The 15,882-nt window shown below is 43.1% G+C and carries 17 protein-coding genes, 1 pseudogene and 1 riboswitch; of the genes and pseudogenes, 12 read left to right on the top strand and 6 right to left on the bottom strand.

Annotated features, from left to right (window positions below; genetic code table 11):
- Positions 1 to 115: 115 nt before the first annotated feature.
- Both A7985_RS17095 and A7985_RS17090 read left to right on the top strand, forming a co-directional pair.
- On the top strand, positions 116 to 754 hold the full coding sequence (locus A7985_RS17095) for a cytochrome b/b6 domain-containing protein (RefSeq protein WP_065791637.1): 639 nt from the start codon (positions 116 to 118) through the stop codon (positions 752 to 754).
- A gap of 182 nt (positions 755 to 936) precedes the next feature.
- Positions 937 to 1,632 (top strand): DUF3581 family protein, encoded by a 696-nt coding sequence (locus tag A7985_RS17090; protein WP_065791636.1) that lies wholly within the window; start codon positions 937 to 939, stop codon positions 1,630 to 1,632.
- Between the two features lie 35 nt (positions 1,633 to 1,667).
- On the opposite strand, the gene argE is transcribed toward A7985_RS17090, so the two are convergent.
- A complete protein-coding gene (gene argE / locus A7985_RS17085; protein ID WP_065791635.1) occupies positions 1,668 to 2,852 on the bottom strand; it encodes an acetylornithine deacetylase in 1,185 nt (394 codons plus the stop codon).
- A 168-nt stretch (positions 2,853 to 3,020) separates the two neighbouring features.
- On the opposite strand from argE, the gene argC reads away from it, so the two are divergent.
- The 7 genes and pseudogenes from argC to A7985_RS17050 all read left to right on the top strand — a co-directional run bounded on the left by argC (position 3,021) and on the right by A7985_RS17050 (position 9,326).
- The gene (argC, locus tag A7985_RS17080; RefSeq protein WP_176716769.1) at positions 3,021 to 4,025 is read left to right on the top strand and encodes an N-acetyl-gamma-glutamyl-phosphate reductase; all 1,005 of its coding nucleotides are present in this window, start codon (positions 3,021 to 3,023) and stop codon (positions 4,023 to 4,025) included.
- 2 nt (positions 4,026 to 4,027) lie between these two features.
- On the top strand, positions 4,028 to 4,810 hold the full coding sequence (argB, locus tag A7985_RS17075; protein WP_065791633.1) for an acetylglutamate kinase: 783 nt from the start codon (positions 4,028 to 4,030) through the stop codon (positions 4,808 to 4,810).
- 8 nt (positions 4,811 to 4,818) lie between these two features.
- On the top strand, positions 4,819 to 5,739 hold the full coding sequence (locus A7985_RS17070; protein WP_065791632.1) for an ornithine carbamoyltransferase: 921 nt from the start codon (positions 4,819 to 4,821) through the stop codon (positions 5,737 to 5,739).
- Between the two features lie 13 nt (positions 5,740 to 5,752).
- Entirely contained in the window at positions 5,753 to 6,961 is a 1,209-nt protein-coding gene (locus A7985_RS17065; protein WP_065791631.1) for an argininosuccinate synthase, read from the top strand.
- Between the two features lie 12 nt (positions 6,962 to 6,973).
- Positions 6,974 to 8,338: pseudogene (gene argH / locus A7985_RS17060) on the top strand (argininosuccinate lyase); the annotation flags it as partial.
- A gap of 302 nt (positions 8,339 to 8,640) precedes the next feature.
- On the top strand, positions 8,641 to 8,796 hold the full coding sequence (locus tag A7985_RS26550) for a hypothetical protein (RefSeq protein WP_176716763.1): 156 nt from the start codon (positions 8,641 to 8,643) through the stop codon (positions 8,794 to 8,796).
- An 83-nt stretch (positions 8,797 to 8,879) separates the two neighbouring features.
- A complete protein-coding gene (locus tag A7985_RS17050; protein WP_141685390.1) occupies positions 8,880 to 9,326 on the top strand; it encodes a hypothetical protein in 447 nt (148 codons plus the stop codon).
- A 42-nt stretch (positions 9,327 to 9,368) separates the two neighbouring features.
- Here A7985_RS17050 and A7985_RS17045 read toward each other — a convergent pair whose 3' ends face one another.
- Positions 9,369 to 10,724, bottom strand: a complete 1,356-nt coding sequence (locus tag A7985_RS17045) for a capsule assembly Wzi family protein (RefSeq protein ID WP_065791628.1) — start codon at positions 10,722 to 10,724, stop codon at positions 9,369 to 9,371.
- Positions 10,721 to 11,203, bottom strand: coding sequence for a pantetheine-phosphate adenylyltransferase (coaD, locus tag A7985_RS17040; RefSeq protein ID WP_065791627.1), 483 nt, complete (start codon positions 11,201 to 11,203; stop codon positions 10,721 to 10,723). Before coaD ends, A7985_RS17045 begins: the two co-directional genes overlap by 4 nt.
- A gap of 173 nt (positions 11,204 to 11,376) precedes the next feature.
- On the opposite strand from coaD, the gene A7985_RS17035 reads away from it, so the two are divergent.
- Together A7985_RS17035 and thiI are read left to right on the top strand one after the other, a co-directional pair.
- Positions 11,377 to 12,033: a TetR/AcrR family transcriptional regulator gene (locus tag A7985_RS17035; RefSeq protein WP_065791626.1), complete on the top strand. Its 657-nt coding sequence runs from the start codon at positions 11,377 to 11,379 to the stop codon at positions 12,031 to 12,033.
- A gap of 183 nt (positions 12,034 to 12,216) precedes the next feature.
- On the top strand, positions 12,217 to 13,674 hold the full coding sequence (gene thiI, locus A7985_RS17030) for a tRNA uracil 4-sulfurtransferase ThiI (RefSeq protein ID WP_065791625.1): 1,458 nt from the start codon (positions 12,217 to 12,219) through the stop codon (positions 13,672 to 13,674).
- Positions 13,675 to 13,686: 12 nt separating this feature from the next.
- On the opposite strand, the gene A7985_RS26965 is transcribed toward thiI, so the two are convergent.
- From A7985_RS26965 to A7985_RS17020, 3 genes are all read right to left on the bottom strand, one after another.
- Complete coding sequence (locus A7985_RS26965) at positions 13,687 to 14,055, bottom strand: ketopantoate reductase family protein (RefSeq protein ID WP_256096792.1); 369 nt, start codon at positions 14,053 to 14,055, stop codon at positions 13,687 to 13,689.
- A 101-nt stretch (positions 14,056 to 14,156) separates the two neighbouring features.
- A complete protein-coding gene (locus A7985_RS25820; RefSeq protein ID WP_081310612.1) occupies positions 14,157 to 14,582 on the bottom strand; it encodes a ketopantoate reductase family protein in 426 nt (141 codons plus the stop codon).
- Positions 14,579 to 14,932, bottom strand: coding sequence for a VanZ family protein (locus tag A7985_RS17020; RefSeq protein ID WP_065791624.1), 354 nt, complete (start codon positions 14,930 to 14,932; stop codon positions 14,579 to 14,581). Before A7985_RS17020 ends, A7985_RS25820 begins: the two co-directional genes overlap by 4 nt.
- A gap of 205 nt (positions 14,933 to 15,137) precedes the next feature.
- Between A7985_RS17020 and A7985_RS17015 the strand changes: the two genes are divergently transcribed.
- A complete protein-coding gene (locus tag A7985_RS17015) occupies positions 15,138 to 15,620 on the top strand; it encodes a YajQ family cyclic di-GMP-binding protein (protein ID WP_065791623.1) in 483 nt (160 codons plus the stop codon).
- A gap of 85 nt (positions 15,621 to 15,705) precedes the next feature.
- Positions 15,706 to 15,876, top strand: a riboswitch (cobalamin riboswitch).
- Positions 15,877 to 15,882: the final 6 nt, after the last annotated feature.

Below are 15,882 nucleotides of genomic sequence, written 5' to 3'. Positions count from 1 at the left end.
TTCTTTCGATATTTGCCTTACCTCAATAAAATCGCTTCAATTTTGATAAAAGCATCGTCTTTGTGACGCTGCTCAGGTAACCTTTGGGGAAAATATACTGTCATTTGGGGCGATTATGACAAAGGTTTGGGATGGGTTTATACGTGGTTTTCACTGGCTGCTTGTCGTGGGAATTGCCGTTTTGTACTTTTCTGGTGAGGAAGGATGGTTAGACCTACATTTTGTAGTGGGGTATTTGCTTTTAGCACTCATGATTACACGTATAATTTGGGGTATCATTGGCAGTGATACGGCCAAATTGAGCAGTTTATTTCATCGTCCGAAGTATATTCTTGCCGCTTTAAAGTCTAAATCTCAACATGTGGGGCACAATCCTGCAGGTAGTATCATGGTGCTCATTTTCTTTCTCTTGATTTTTATCCAGCTTATTTCTGGCTTAATGACGACGGATGACATACTTATGGAAGGTCCTCTGGTGGCTTACATAAGCTATGAATTAGCTGAGTTTGCCGGTGACATTCACCATCTCAATATTGATATTTTATTGATTGCAATTGCCATTCATATTATCGCCATTGTGATGTACCGGATTAAAGGGATTAACTTGGTCAAACCATTAGTGACTGGGAAAAGTAATATTGAGTCTACTGCACCTAAAATGCGAAAAGGCTGGGTTGCTTATGTTATTTTCTTACTCATAGCCGCTGTGGTTTTGTATGTTTGGGGTCAAGAGCCGCTAAATGCACTGTTTTAATTTTTTAGTATGCTTCGTCTACAGGTATATTACTTTTGTGAATTATTCAGCCAACTGATACTGTTGCACAACTGAAAAAGTCTTTTTAAACCAAAAGTTACATTACCAAAGCACAGATATGACCTCTCTGTGCTTTATTTCTGCTAATATAGCGCGATTTTCATGCAAGAAAGAAGTTAACTATGCTTACACCCTACTATCAAGAAGAAACCAATAAACTTGTGATCAGCCGTGAACAAGGCAGTCAATTCGCAAAGCAAGTTGCAGATGACTTTAACCCTTTACACGACATTGACGCGAAGAAGTTTTGTGTCCCTGGAGATTTGCTGTTTTCTTTAGTATTAGATAAATACGGTGTAAGTGAAGACATGCATTTTACTTTTTCGGGTATGGTGGATGAGACATCTCGGCTTGAGTTTCCACAAGCAAGTGATGCTTTTGATATCGTCTCTAACGAAAAAGTCATGCTCTCTGTCAAGCGCTCTGGAGAAAGCAGACAGTGCCCTGAACTTGTTGAAAGCCTTATCAAAAATTATGTGGCATTTTCAGGCAAGGCATTTCCACATGTAATTATCCCGCTTATGGGCCAACAGGAAGTTATGATTAACCCTGCTCGTCCTATGGTGATCTATGAGTCCATGTCGATTCACCTAGATACACTGGATGTGTCTGAAGTATCTCTTGAAGCTGCAGAGCCTGACTTTAGTTTTGAGGGTAAGCGCGGAAAAATTATCTTACGCTTTGAATTATTAAGTGAGGGTAAAAAGGTTGGCTTTGGTGAAAAGCACATGCTGGTATCGGGTATTAAGGAATACTGTCAGCAGGCAATCGACGATTTGATTGCCTACTACAATGAACGTAAAGAAACGCTAAAATAAGCCGTATACTTATCTTGGTGTAGACAAAAAGCAAGCTAAGAGCTTGCTTTTTGTTTGTCTTCAAAACAGCATTGATAAATAAGATCTGTGATTACTTTTTGACTTGGTTTGATTTTGTCCATTTCTAAATGCTCATCAGGCTGGTGGGCTTGAGTGATAGAGCCCGGACCCATGACCAATGTTTCACACCCTAATTGTTGCAAGAACGGCGCTTCAGTACAGTAATTGACAGCAATCGCTTGCTGGCCAGAGATCTTTTCAGCAAGCTTAACTAAGCCGCTGTCTGGCTGGCCATTAAATGCTGGAATTGGGTCGTGAAGATCAATGACATCAACACTGCCCGGGTATTGTTCATTGATAGGCTTAATTGTGGCTAGCAGCATTTGCTGTAGCTCTATGATACTCAGACCCGGCAAAGGCCTAATATCGATATGTAGTTCGCAACAGCCACAGATCCTATTTGCATTATCTCCACCATGAATATGGCCTAAATTGAGCGTGGGGTGGGGTACAGCAAAATGCGTTATTGAATATTTATTCTTTAACTCTTCTTTCAATTGCAACAGTCTTGTGATGACCTGTTGCATGATCTCAATGGCGTTTAAACCGCGCTCAGGGTCGGAGCTGTGCCCCGAGCGACCTGTTATGCGAATTGCACTACTCATATGCCCTTTGTGCGTAAATACAGGCACCATATCGGTGGGTTCGCCGATGACGCAATAGTCTGGCTTTAATTGCTGATGTTTAGCAACTTGTTGAGCGCCCGCCATCGTTGTTTCTTCATCGGCAGTTGCCAATATTAGAATTGGCGATTTTTGTTGTGCGTGATCCAGCTGAGAGACTGCTTCCAACACAAATGCGAAAAACCCCTTCATATCAATAGCGCCAAGGCCATATAGCTTGTTGTCTTTTTCACTTAACTTAAACGGATCTGAGTTCCACCTCGCGTCATCATAAGGCACTGTATCGGTATGCCCTGCGAGCATTAGCCCCCCAGCTTCTGATGGACCACTGAGTGGTGCGCGCTTGGCAAGCAAATTAAATTTACCGGGGGCATTCTCAAGTTCTGTAACTTCAACAGTAAACCCAAGTTCACTACACCAAGTAGACAAAGAGTCGATAACGGCTTTGTTGCTTTGATCTAAGCGCGTGTCGATCGCGCTGATTGAAGGCAGCTCAATAAGGTTTTTGTACATATCGATAAAGCTGGGAAGAGACATAATACTCCAAAATATTTATTCAAAGATGTTGCATAAAAATTTATATGTGTTTAGTATGAATATCAATTCATTTTTAAAGAATAATTATTGAGGGCTGGCAAATGCGACGAACACTTCATCTTTAGCAAATTTGACCCCCTACTTAATCAAATAAACGAGTTATCGATGTTGAATGTTTCTATTATAGGCGCCAGTGGATATAGTGGTGCAGAATTAGCCAAATTATTAGCCAATCACCCCCAGTTTTGTCTGAAAGGATGCTTTGTTTCTCAGCAAAGTTTAGACAAAGGCAAGCTGCTAAGTGAGTTGTATCCGGAACATACAGGGTTATTGGATATTAAATTACAGCCTTTAGATGACGCGAGTTTCGAGCAAATTGCGGCAGCTTCAGATTATGTGTGCTTGTGTACAGATCATAAAGTGAGTGTTGACCTAGCGCCGAAGTTTCTTGAGCTAGGCGTCAAAGTGTTTGATCTTTCAGGTGGGTTTAGGCTGGCAAATACATCCCTCTACGAACAATATTACGGATTCGAACATGCATACCAAGAGCTGCTAGATCAAGCCGAGTATGGATTGGTGGAGTGGAATCAGGCTGGGATCAAGCAAGCGCAGCTGATTGCGGTTGCTGGCTGCTATCCAACAGCCGCACTTAATGCACTCAAGCCTTTAAAAAACGCAGGATTAATTGCTGATTCGCAAATTATCATCAATGCGGTTTCAGGTGTCACTGGCGCAGGCAGAAAAGCGGCACTTAAGACACAGTTTTGTGAAGTGTCATTATCACCTTACGGGCTTTTTAATCATCGCCATGGCCCAGAAATAACGCAATATTTAGATCATCCCGTTCTGTTTACGCCACATTTAGGTAATTTTTCTCGTGGTATTCTCGAAACTATCTATGTTCAGCTTGCCGATAATGTGACAGAAAGTGATGTGACTGCCGCTTATCAAAGTCTTGTCGGAGAACCGCTCATCCGGTTGAAAGGGAGCGTGCTGCCTTCAATCAAGGCGGTCGCTGGCACACCTTATGTTGACATTGGGTGGCAACAGCAGGGTAAGCAGCTGATTGTTGTCGCTGCAATTGACAACTTACTGAAAGGTGCCGCTGGTCAGGCTCTACAATGTATGAATATTGTCAGTGGCTTCGAGGCAACGAAAGGGTTAAGGGATTGATCATGAACGACAAGCAAATATGGGTGGTGAAAGTGGGTGGCGCAGTGCTGAATACTGAGCAAGCAGCGCTCGAATTGTTTAAAGTTTTAGCGCAAGTCAGCGAGCAAGAAGGCAAACAGTTTGTCATTGTGCATGGTGGTGGCGCATTGGTAGACAGTTGGCTGCAAGATGCCGGATTTGCAACAGCGAAGCACCAAGGGCTGAGAATAAGCCCAAAAGAGCAAATGCCATACATTGTTGGCGCACTGGCTGGGTGTGCAAACAAGCAGCTGATGGGGCAAGCGATAGTCGCCGGCTTAAAACCTGTGGGCACTTGCCTTTACGAAGCGGGGTTGATGACGAAACAAAAGCTTAAAGCACTTGGGCAAGTTGGCACTTGCTACACTGAAACAGACCTTGGTTTGCTTGAGCAATTGTTAATGCTTGGTCGGATCCCTTTAGTGAGCTCTGTGGGCATTGGCGAAAATGGTGCGCTATACAATGTTAACGCAGATGAAGCCGCAGCAGCCATCGCTCAAGCGATTAATGGTGAGCTTATCTTTATGACTGATGTAGAAGCGGTTTTAGATGCGCAAAAGCAGCCATTACACACCTTAGATGCAAGTCAAATTTCTACGCTAATCGATGAGAAGGTTATTGTGGGCGGGATGGAGGTCAAAGTTAAGACCAGTCTTCACGCTGCCCAACATTTACGACGAGGCGTATACATTTCCAGCTGGCAAAAGCCAGAAAATCTAGTCGCCTTAATTAAGGGCGAACATGTTGGAACTCAAATTTTACCGTAGGAAAAATAATGGAAAATGTATTTATTACCGGCTTGGAATTCGACCAAGCTGGGGTACTCAAATTGCTTGCTCTCGCGCACCAAATTAAAGCGCAGCCACAGGATTTTGCACAGTCGTTAGCAGGAAAATCAATCGTCACATTATTCGAAAAGCCAAGTTTGCGCACGCGGCTGTCTTTTGATATCGGCATTAATAAGTTAGGTGGGCACGCTGTTTACTTAGATCAGCAAAATGGGGCTATGGGTAGCAGAGAGTCTGTCAAAGACTTCGCATTGAATATCTCGACTTGGGCCGATGGCATTGTTGCCCGTGTAAATCACCATAACACGCTAACAACCTTGTCTGAATATGCATCCGTCCCGGTTGTAAATAGCTTGTGTGACCTGTATCACCCATGTCAGGCATTGGCCGACTTTATGACGATCCAGGAAGTGTACGGAGAAGTCAGTGGCTTGAAACTCGCCTACCTTGGAGAAGGTAATAATGTCACCCACTCGCTTATGCTATTGGCTGCCTGTTTAGGAACAGACTTTGTTGCTGTATGCCCGAAAGGCCACTCGCCAGATGCGCAAATAGTGAAGCAAGCAGAGCAAATCGCGGCGGTAAATGGTGCCAGTATCATGGTAAGTGACCGTGTAGAAGCTGCGGCAGGTGCTAATATTCTCTACACAGACACTTGGGTGTCTATGGGCAGCGACGTTACTTTGGAGCAAGCCAAGGGCGTGTTTATGCCCTATCAAATAAATCAACAGTTGGTAGAGAAAACAGGTGCTCAAACCATACTACATTGCCAGCCAGCGCATCGAGATTATGAAATAACGTCCGCGGTCATGGATGGCAATAAGTCTAAAATTATTCAACAAGCAGAGAACCGGATGCATGCCCAGAATGCGCTACTGGTTACCTTGTTAAACAACCAATTTAAATAAAGGTTTTAAAGTTATGAGTGAAGTAAAAAAGGTAGTACTGGCGTATTCTGGCGGTTTGGATACGTCTGCAATCGTACCCTGGTTAAAAGAAAACTACGGTTGCGAAGTGGTCGCATTCGTCGCCGACGTCGGTCAAGGTGAAGAAGAGCTTGCTGGTGTTGAAGACAAAGCACTTGCATCGGGGGCCAGTGAATGTCATGTGGTGGATCTAAAAGAAGAGCTTGTCAGCGATTACATTTATCCTACTTTACAAACAGGTGCAATATATGAGGGAACCTATTTATTGGGGACTTCTATGGCGCGACCAATTATTGCCAAAGCCCAAGTGGAAATTGCGCGTAAGGTTGGGGCTGATGCATTGTCACATGGATGCACGGGTAAAGGTAATGACCAAGTAAGATTTGAGTCTTGTTTTTCTGCGTTGGCCCCTGATCTTAAAGTGATCGCACCATGGCGAGAGTGGGAGCTATCTAGTCGAGAGTCACTATTGGACTATCTGGCCCAAAGGCAAATTCCTTGTTCAGCATCAGCGACAAAGATTTACAGCCGAGATGCAAACATTTGGCATATTTCTCATGAAGGGGGAGAGCTTGAAGACCCATGGAACCAACCTAGCGAACAAGTATGGACATTGACAACTGCGCCAGAGCAAGCGCCGGATAAAGCCGAGTTTGTTTCTTTGGTGATAGAACAAGGCCAAGTCGTCGGTGTCAATGGTGAGCGCTATAGTCCATACCAATGTTTGGTGAAACTCAATGATATTGCCGCTGCACACGGTGTTGGGCGTGTTGATATTGTTGAAAACCGGCTAGTTGGCATGAAGTCTAGAGGTTGTTATGAGACACCAGGAGGTACGGTGATCATGGCGGCGCTTCAAGCAATCGATGAATTAGTGCTAGATAAATCGAGCCGCAAGTGGAAAGAAACACTCTCTAGCGAGTTTTCTCATTTGGTTTATGACGGGCGTTGGTTTACGCCACTGAAAGACTCTATTTTAGCCGCTGCACAGGCTTTGGCGGTGCCAGCCTCTGGGGAGGTCGTGTTAAAGCTATACAAAGGCCAGGTTACGGCTGTACAGAAGCAGTCTATTCACAGTCTTTACAGTGAAGACTTTGCGACATTTGGAGAAGATGATGTTTACGACCAATCTCATGCCGAGGGATTCATTCGCTTGTTTTCATTATCAAGTCGTATCGCCGCGTTAAATAAACAGCAATCGTAGAGGAGAATGAGGATGGCATTATGGGGAGGTCGCTTCTCTACTGGTCCTGATGAAGCATTTAAGCAATTTAATGATTCGTTGCCGTTTGATTACCAACTCGTAGAGCAAGACATTATTGGTTCAATTGCATGGGCTGGCGCGTTGAAGCAAGTTGATGTGCTCTCTGGTGATGAGTGTGACACGGTGGTCAGCGGTTTAAATGCGCTGTTGGCAGAAGCCAAACAAGCACCACAGCAAATTGCCCAAAGTGGGTATGAAGATATTCACTCATACGTTGAAGCAAAGCTGATAGAAAAGGTGGGGGACTTAGGCAAAAAGTTACATACCGGACGCAGCCGTAACGATCAAGTTGCCACAGACTTTCGTCTTTGGAGTCGCCAAACAGCGCATCAGATACTGAAAGCAATTGATGACTTAAAAGCAGAGTTTATCGCGCTAGCAGAACGTGAATTAGGGACTATATTACCTGGTTACACCCACTTGCAACGCGCTCAACCTGTGTTATTCAGTCACTGGTGTCTCGCTTATGTTGAAATGCTTGAACGAGATAAATCGCGCTTAGCCGATGCGATTGAAAGACTAAACGAGTGCCCGTTAGGGAGCGGGGCTTTAGCGGGTACGGCATATCCAATAGATAGAGAGAAACTTGCTCAAACGCTAGGCTTCAGAAATGCTACACGCAACAGTTTAGATGCTGTGTCAGATAGGGATTTCGTTGTGGAATTACTGAGTTGCGCGTCAATATCGATGATGCACCTTTCCCGATTAGCAGAAGACATGATTTTCTATAACAGTGGAGAGTCAGGGTTTATTGAGTTATCAGATAACGTTACATCTGGTTCATCACTGATGCCGCAAAAGAAAAACCCTGATGCATTAGAGCTGATCCGTGGCAAAACAGGCCGTGTTTTTGGTGCATTTAGTGCCATGATGATGACATTAAAAGCATTGCCTTTAGCCTATAACAAAGACATGCAGGAAGACAAAGAGGGATTGTTTGATGCACTACCCACTTGGATTGCATCTCTTCATATGGCACAAGCGTGTATTAAGGGGGTCAAGGTCAATGGGGAGGCGACATTAGCAGCAGCCAAAGGGGGGCATGCAAATGCGACCGAGCTTGCTGATTATCTTGTTGCTAAGAATATCCCATTCAGAGAGGGACATCATATTGTTGGTCAGTTGGTGCAGCAGGCCATTGCGCAGGATAAAAACCTCGAGGATCTCACGCTTGAAGAGTTTCAACGTATATGCCCTGAGATTTGTGAGGATGTTTACCCCCGGCTAGAAATTGCCGCATGTATTGCGGCGCGACAAGCTTTGGGCGGCACATCATTGCCGCAAGTCAAAACTGCACTGCGTCAGCAAAACCTTAAGTGGTTTAGCTTACTGCGTATTAAAACGAAAGATTTCACCACTCAGTTGCTGCGCTTTAGGAGCGGCTAGAGGTGAGATCTCTTCCCTTGAAAAAAAATCGTTTTCATAATCAGCCTCTAGAGAATTAAATTTCCATAGTACATTTTATAAACATCTCCATGTTTTTTTTAACTTAGGTGAATTTTTTGTTTTTTTTCTATATCATGTGGCCCGGGTGTTGCAGTGTATTGCCCATCGATATGGCTACCAATATGAATTATTTCATATGAATGGGTGGCAATAGTATTTATAAAGGGAAAACAATGTCAATTTTTAAGCGTAAGCATACCAATTCATCTAATAGTACTAGCAAAGTTAAGGTGCTTTCTGATAATGTTATTGAAAGTGAAGCAAATTTAAGAGCAGTCACCGGCTCTCGCGGTAGTGGGATTTACCCTAAACCACCGCATGGGGGCTAGCTGCAACAAAGCTAATGGCATACGATTATTTCGGATTAAGTATCGGAGCCCTTGTTATTTGGGGCTTCGTTATGGCAAGTTTAATGAACATATTTTTTTATGTGCTTGCCATTAATAAAAATTTACAAACATTATCTTGCTCCGTTATTTTAGCGACCTCCTATGGTGTAAGTGACCTTTCTTTATCAACACAATTTCAATCGAGCGATTTCGGTATTCTATTAGCCTATGACGTGATCACTATTGTCTGTTTACTGATTGCACGGCAAGTTTTATTCAAGCGCGAAAAAGTTCAGCCTGTGATAATTTATTGTTGTATTGGACTGTTAATTAACTCAACACTGTTTCTAGCTATGTTTGTTGACTCGCATGTGCTTGGAAATTATAAGCCGTGGGGTTTATGGTATTTCTATTCGACAACCGTCAATGTGATAGACTTAATTATGGTCGGCGTGGTTATTCTGAATCGAGACTTGCTCGGTATTCAGCTTATTTTTAGAAAACTAGGTCGATATAGGGCTGCCGTGTAACTGGATTACTCGATGAATACAGCTTGGCAGCCACGCAGATAGTTAGTATTGGTACTCCCAACTGAAAGTCAGAGCATGCTCCGTATCGCTGTTTTGCGGAGTTTTATCGCGCCAAATACTAAAACTTGTTTTCATTAAGCCATTGAACACACCTTGTTGATATCCAACTTCCAGTAGTGTTCTATCAAGTTGTAAAGCTTCAAACTCTGAGCGTTTGAGTTTGGTATAGCCACCTACGCCATTGGTTTGAAAAAAGTCTGCAGCAATGGTTAAGCTTTTAGCTTGTGGCCCAATCGAAGCGCCGAGCCATCGGCCTCGTTCGGTATAGTCAGAACCACTCCCTTGAGTTTGAAAGTTGCACTGAAAACTGAACGTTTGTGCCTGACAGTCTGTAATCGTATCACTGTATTCTATGTAGGCCTTGGTCCTACTGTCCTCTTGTGACCAAAAGCTTTCTAGACCGACGGTAAACAAAGGTTGGTCAGGCAACGCACCCGACTCGTTGTCACCCGTATATTCACCATAAACCGCGATTGGTTGATTATTTACAAGTGTTGAGTACTTGAAATCTACGCTAGTGAGACGCTGCTTTTTAATCTGTTCAGCCGTGTTCTGAGTGGAGTAGATAAAATCACTGCCTGTGGTAGCAAAGCCTATTTCTAAACCTTGCAAAGGTGATGCGGAAAAGCGTGCACCCCAAAAATCACCTTCTTGTTTGGCGGGTTGTTGTTTTGCAGCAATGGCGGTAATTTGCCAAGGGCCGATAAAAGATAAGAAACTCGGGCCGCTGTAATTTGTATTAGCTCTGCTTAACCTGACGGCTTTCATTGGCGTAGCATTGTTGGAAAGAAGCAAGGCGGTTTCATTACTTGGACCCCACCAATAGTCTAATCGCTCTGCACTTAAAGCCCAATCTCCCAATAGCACCGCAACATGGCTTCCATGATAGTTAACGTGCTTGCCATCAAGTCCATCATCGGCATAATTAACCTGTACACGGGCGCTGACGTTGTTGCCTGTCAACTCTCCAAATGATTGAACCCCTGATTTTGCGCGGGTATTTTCTCCCATGCCTGTTTTTATACTAGGCTCACCATTATAGTGTGCTTTAATCCCCGAACGCGTGGCCCTTTTGTCAGTATTTAGGGCATGGCGTAAATGATTGACTGCAAATGTGGTTTGCTCAGTTAACATGTCCGGAGAAATTTTGCTTAAGTCATAGGCAATACCTTGCCACAATAAAGGGTATTGATTGACGGGACGGTTAATGAGCCCATGGCTAACAAGGAGGTCAATAGAGTGCTTTGTTGCGCTATCTTGTGCTGAGATCCATGGGCTGGCATTAATTTGCAAAGACGTTGCACACAGACAAGCAGCAGTAAGGTGCCTTAATTTCATTTATGTAGCTTCTCCTTGAGTGCTTTGGCAACAAGAGGGTCGACAAATTCACTCACATCTCCGTGGTGAAGTGCAACTTCTTTGACCAGTGTCGATGAAATAAATGAATTTTTCTCCGATGGCGTTAAAAATACGCTTTCTAGCTGTGGGTATAGCCTTCGGTTCATGTTGGCGAGTTGAAACTCGTAATCAAAGTCAGAGACTGCGCGAATGCCTCTAATTAATACGTTGGCATTTTGTGCTTTTGCTAGATCGACTAATAAACCTGAAAATCCAATGACTTTAACATTCGGAATATCACCAAGAACTTTTTCAGCCAGTTCAACACGCTCTTCTAGCGTAAAACAAGGCTTTTTAGACGGGTTGTGGGCAATGGCGAGTAGCACTGTATCAAACATTTTAGCAGCACGTTTGATGAGGTCTGAATGCCCATTGGTCAGTGGGTCGAATGTACCTGGATAGAGAGCTATTACTTTCATGGGATTGTTGCAACGCAAAAAATTTTTGCTATGTTAGCAAGCTTCGCACTCAAATTCACTGGTCTGCTTTCAAATTTGCTCATTTAACCTTGTATATGTTTAGTGCTATTTTCAGATAACCAAGCGGGCAAGTGAACCCACTAATTCAATTAAGCGTGTAAAGAGAGTTGGATATGAATACCAAGGAAAAAATAATTCGTACGAGCATTGCGTTGTTCAATCTGCATGGGGAGCGAGCAATAACAACGAACCATATTGCCTCCAATATGGGAATAAGCCCAGGCAATTTGTATTATCACTTTAAAAATAAAGAAGACATTATTCGACATATTTTTTCCCTATATAGTGAGCACTTAAGAACCCACTTTAAGCCACTTAGTATTGAACACGAGCCGTTAGAGCAGCTTACTCAGTACTTAGACTCTTTGTTCGAACTGATGTGGCGTTACCACTTTTTCTACGACAATTTAACGGATATCTTGGCGCGTGATAAAGCGTTGAAAAATGATTATATTGAGTTTCAAGCACATTTATTTGAGCAAGTAAAAGCGGTTGTTATTGGGCTACGCGATGCTGGCGTTATCGATATTGAAGATGCGGATACGGACGAGTTAGCGCATATGTTGAAAATGGTGGTGAGTTTTTGGACGCCCTATGTCAAAGCGCGCAGAATGACAGGGGTGCTTGAGCAAAAGGATATATACAATGGCATCGTCAAAGTGCTTATGTTGTTTAAGCCTTACGCCACTGATTTAAGTCGAGAAAAAATCGCACAATTAAGAGATTATTACCAAGAGCAAGCCGATACGACTTTACCCAGTATCGCTTAATCTATCATCGTAGAAAACGAATGGGGGCGAGTTGCAGCATTGTCCCCATGGATGTTTGTTGAATACAAAGTTGCCAATCCGATTGTTTATTTCCTAGTCTTTAATAAGTTTGTTATAATCCCGCGCCTTAAAATGATTGGACGTTTAATACGTTTGTAGTTTCACACCAATGAGTGACTTCTTATGCTTAAATTTATCGTCAAGCTGCACCCTGAAATTGTTATTAAAAGCAAATCGGTGCGAAAGCGTTTTACAAAAATTTTGGAAAAAAACATCAAGTTGCTGTTGGGTCGCATTGACGAGGCTATAACAGTAAAAAACAACTGGGACAACATTACCGTTGTGAGTCAACTCAGTGATGAAGAGACGCGCCTAGCTTTGATTGATGGCTTAAAACGTGTGCCAGGTATCGTGCTATTTCTTGAAGTACAAGAAGAGCGATTTGAAACGCTTGACGATATTTACCAGCACACCTTACCGCTGGTGAAAGAGCAGATTGAAAACAAAACGTTTTGCGTTAGGGTGAAACGTCAAGGTAAGCATGACTTTACCTCTAGCGATGTAGAGCGCTATGTGGGTGGTGGCTTAAACCAAAATGTTGAGTCAGCGAGTGTTAAATTAAGTAAGCCGCAAGAAACTGTAAAGATAGAAATCAAAGATCAGTTTGCCTATATCGTAAGAAGCCAACACCGTGGTCTAGGTGGCTTCCCGCTTCCCACTCAAGAAGATGTTTTATCATTGGTTTCTGGTGGTTTTGATTCAGGTGTTGCCACCTATCAAATGATCAGAAAAGGTGCTCGAACGCATTTCTTGTTTTTTAACTTAGGTGGTGCAGCTCATGAGATCGGCGTCAAACAAGTCAGTCATTATTTGTGGAAACAATATAGCTCAACACACCGCGTTAAATTCATTACCGTTGATTTTGAACCTGTCGTGGCTGAAATTTTAGAAAATATAGAAAACAGCCAAATGGGCGTTGTCCTAAAGCGTATGATGATGCGTGCGGGCAGTGCGGTCGCTCAAAAATTAGGTATTCAAGCGCTGGTCACAGGTGAGAGTATTGGCCAAGTCTCGAGTCAAACACTGGCGAATTTGAGTGTGATTGATAGAGTAACAGAAACCCTCATCTTGAGACCGCTGATACAGCATGACAAAGAAGAAATCATTCGTATTGCTAGAGAAATTGGCACATGTGAAATGGCTGAAGCGATGCCAGAGTATTGCGGGGTTATCTCTAAAAAGCCGACGGTCAAAGCGGTATTAGAAAAAATTGAAGCTGAAGAAGCTAACTTTGATTTCGATGTTTTAGACACCGTTGTGAATAATGCGACGATTAAAGACATTCGTGAGATTGAAGAAGAGGCGAAAGAAGAAGTTAAAGAAGCTGAAAATGTCTCAGAACTTCCTGCTAATGCGGTTGTTGTGGATATACGTTCACCTGAAGAAGAGGATGCAGACCCTCTTGAACTCGATGGTATCGAGGTGATCCATTTGCCGTTTTTCCGTCTTGCAACAAAGTTTGGAGACTTACCACAGGACAAAGACTATTACTTATACTGTAGTAAAGGTGTTATGAGTCAGCTGCAAGCGCTGATATTACATGAAAATGGTTTTGAAAAAGTAAAAGTATATAGACCATAAAAAAGAGCGGGCTTAAGCCCGCTCTTTTCGTTTTATTTGTTGCCACAGTAATTCATTTTCAGGGACGTTAATCCCATGCTTCTTAGCGCGAGCGACAATGAATCCGCATATCGCATCTATTTCAGTGCGTCGTTCGAGCTTGATATCTTGTGCCATGGAAGAGTTGTTTGCTGCAGTCAGCGTCATGACTTTGTATGCGCGCTCTAGCTCAGCAAGCAATTTTAATTCTACCCCTTCATATTTAGCGACATGACATGCCTCGTTTAGTAGGGCAAGCACTTGCTTCGAATAGCATGGCGCGCGGAGTCTACCATTTTGACATTGCAAAAGCGCACTCAGAGGGTTGATAGCTATATTTACACAGAGCTTTTGCCAGCGTATTTCAGTGATATTTGTAACCTGCTCAACCGCAGATAAACTAGGTTTAAAGAGCGCTTCAAATAGACTGGGCAGGCGCGTTTGTGCAATTTGGTTACACGCACCTATCTGAGTAAGCCCGGCGCCGTGTATTTCACTGCATTGGCGGCAGGTTTCATTCCGCCCATCGACGTTGTTAAAAAATACAGCCCTTGGGACGGCTTGAGTAATTGCGCTATTTCAGCGATATCACTCATGCCATTGTGGCTAAGTATAATGTCAGCATCATCCTGCAAGTGTGGCATCAGTGCATGTAAAGCTTGATTCAACTGATAGGCCTTAACGGGGATGATGCACGTGCTAATCTTGGCTTTTAACGACGCAAAGGTGGTTTGATTGACAGGGATTACACTGGTCTTATCCTTGTCGATGAAGTGGTAATTTTCAACAGAATCATCGCGTGTGATTAGTGTACTTTTAGTATGGGAAGAGAGTTTATTCGCGAGCAGTAACCCAATGGCCCCCCTGCCTAAAATATGGATCCGGTTCACTCAGTGCCTCTTCGCAGTCGATATTTGCGCACGAGCCACAGTACGACAAAATAGCTAAGTGCACCGAGCACATCCGCGGCAAAGTCTCCGAGTGATGCTTGGCGATAAGGGAGAGTAGATTGCATCCACTCGATACATGCACCGTAACTGGTTAGCAGCACCATATGAAACCAAGGTTTGAATCTAAATGCATGGCAAGAGAAAAACGCGAGCACGAAAAATACAGCAAAGTGGGCAACTTTATCTAGGTGAGGGATTCGAACTCCTTGGACTTGAACCTCTTTCGCAAACAGATAAGTAATAGCTATCAAAAATAATAATAATAGTGTTTGATATACTCGTCTTGTCACAAGCACTCCAACTTCAACTTGATGGAAATCCAGTATAACATCGAAAACTGAAAAATGGATTAACGTTAAGTCGCTTAATTATAAACCTTAAATGTACCTCAGGACTGTGATTAACTTCTTACAATTTGGTTCGTAAATAAAACGGTATCTTATTGTCGATGAGCATTGTTATAATTCGGAGCAAATTTGATTTGAGGAGAGAGCAATGCCTTCTTTTGATATTGTATCTGAAATAGAAATGACAGAGGCTAAGAACACTGTTGATAACGCGAATAGAGAATTAGAAACGCGCTATGACTTTCGTGGTGTTGAAGCATCAATTGAACTAAAAGATGAAGTGATTCAATTAAAATCTGAATCTGAACAGCAAGTTATGCAGTTATTTGACATGGTCGTAGGCAAAGCTGCAAAACGAGGCTTAGATGTTGGTTGTTTTGAGCTAAAGGATGTGGAGCGCAGTGGCAAAACATTTGCTCGTAAGGTCGCGTTAAAACAAGGTATTGATAAAGATATGGCTAAAAAGGTGGTCAAACTTATCAAAGATTCAAAGCTAAAAGTTCAGGCGGCGATTCAAGGTGAAGAAGTACGTGTAACGGGTAAAAAGCGTGATGACTTACAAGAAGTGATGCAACTAATTCGCACTTCTGAATTGGGCCAACCTTTCCAATTTAAAAACTTCAGAGATTAATCTTTGATCTCGTTAGAGTTCCAAGCATAAATTCCTTGCTGGAACTCTAGACGTCCATTGACATTCCCCCTATAAATCCCCGACAATATGCGCTGAATTTCGAGGTGCCTCGCTGCAGTTAAACTGTCAGCAGATAGGATAATCGGGAAGTTGGTGCGCACTTGTAGTGTATTCGCAATGCCAACGCTGCCCCCGCAACGGTAGAGCTACATTCATGTAGTTGAGCCCGGAGACCGGCCTTGAATCAGACTCATTGATTGAA

Origin of the sequence: Pseudoalteromonas luteoviolacea, from assembly GCF_001696455.1 — a bacterium.
In the GTDB taxonomy this organism is placed as follows: Bacteria; Pseudomonadota; Gammaproteobacteria; order Enterobacterales; family Alteromonadaceae; genus Pseudoalteromonas; species Pseudoalteromonas luteoviolacea_C.
The sequence above is the reverse complement of the archived record's forward strand: the minus strand, read 5'-3'. Positions and strand labels throughout refer to the sequence as shown.

Excerpts from the sequence above, each read along its gene's own strand:
- A7985_RS17095 (WP_065791637.1), top strand. The coding sequence starts at position 116 with ATGACAAAGGTTTGGGATGGGTTTATACGTGGTTTTCACTGGCTGCTT.
- A7985_RS17090 (WP_065791636.1), top strand. The coding sequence starts at position 937 with ATGCTTACACCCTACTATCAAGAAGAAACCAATAAACTTGTGATCAGC.
- argE (WP_065791635.1), bottom strand. The coding sequence starts at position 2,852 with ATGTCTCTTCCCAGCTTTATCGATATGTACAAAAACCTTATTGAGCTG.
- argB (WP_065791633.1), top strand. The coding sequence starts at position 4,028 with ATGAACGACAAGCAAATATGGGTGGTGAAAGTGGGTGGCGCAGTGCTG.
- A7985_RS17070 (WP_065791632.1), top strand. The coding sequence starts at position 4,819 with ATGGAAAATGTATTTATTACCGGCTTGGAATTCGACCAAGCTGGGGTA.
- A7985_RS17065 (WP_065791631.1), top strand. The coding sequence starts at position 5,753 with ATGAGTGAAGTAAAAAAGGTAGTACTGGCGTATTCTGGCGGTTTGGAT.
- A7985_RS26550 (WP_176716763.1), top strand. The coding sequence starts at position 8,641 with ATGTCAATTTTTAAGCGTAAGCATACCAATTCATCTAATAGTACTAGC.
- A7985_RS17050 (WP_141685390.1), top strand. The coding sequence starts at position 8,880 with ATGAACATATTTTTTTATGTGCTTGCCATTAATAAAAATTTACAAACA.
- A7985_RS17045 (WP_065791628.1), bottom strand. The coding sequence starts at position 10,724 with ATGAAATTAAGGCACCTTACTGCTGCTTGTCTGTGTGCAACGTCTTTG.
- coaD (WP_065791627.1), bottom strand. The coding sequence starts at position 11,203 with ATGAAAGTAATAGCTCTCTATCCAGGTACATTCGACCCACTGACCAAT.
- A7985_RS17035 (WP_065791626.1), top strand. The coding sequence starts at position 11,377 with ATGAATACCAAGGAAAAAATAATTCGTACGAGCATTGCGTTGTTCAAT.
- thiI (WP_065791625.1), top strand. The coding sequence starts at position 12,217 with ATGCTTAAATTTATCGTCAAGCTGCACCCTGAAATTGTTATTAAAAGC.
- A7985_RS17015 (WP_065791623.1), top strand. The coding sequence starts at position 15,138 with ATGCCTTCTTTTGATATTGTATCTGAAATAGAAATGACAGAGGCTAAG.